Source organism: Kitasatospora sp. NPDC018619 (assembly GCF_044391605.1).
Lineage (GTDB): Bacteria > Actinomycetota > Actinomycetes > Streptomycetales > Streptomycetaceae > Kitasatospora.
Map to the genome: position 1 here is coordinate 90,505 of NZ_JBISAI010000027.1, position 448 is coordinate 90,952.

Consider the following 448-nt stretch of genomic DNA (forward strand, 5'->3'; position numbering starts at 1 on the left):
GCCGCTACACAACGGGGGCTTGATCTTCTTTTGTGTGCCGTACTGACGTACTGCGCTGGGGTACCAGGACTCGAACCTAGACTAAATGAACCAGAATCACTCGTGCTGCCAATTACACCATACCCCACCAGAGTTGAACCCCTGCGGGCCCTTCTCAGGCGTTGCGCCTCTCGCTCGGTCCCTTCCGAGGGGCTTTCGTTCCCTCGTCCGTTCCCTCCCGGGCGGCGCAGAAAGAACATTACCCGACGTCGGCCCCGGCTCCAAAATCGATAACCCCGGGCGGCCGCCGGGAGGCCTGCGGGTGACCTCCGGGTACGCCGTGGGGGCCGCCCCGCCCCCGCCCCCCCCCCCCCCCGGGGGGCCCCCGGGGCCCCCGGGGGCGGGGGGGGCGGGGGTGTGGGGCGCCCGGAGCGCCCCCCCCCCCCCAGCGGGCCCCGCGCCCGCCCAG

At 72.1% G+C, this 448-nt stretch carries 2 tRNA genes (1 of these 2 cut by a window edge); both read right to left on the minus strand.

The annotated features are described in order from the left end of the window. A tRNA-Glu gene (locus ACH5AR_RS30860) sits at positions 1-19 on the minus strand; it reaches 154 nt to the left of the window's first position. 36 nt (positions 20-55) lie between these two features. Beyond that, positions 56-127: transfer RNA gene (locus ACH5AR_RS30865), tRNA-Gln, on the minus strand. Positions 128-448: the final 321 nt, after the last annotated feature.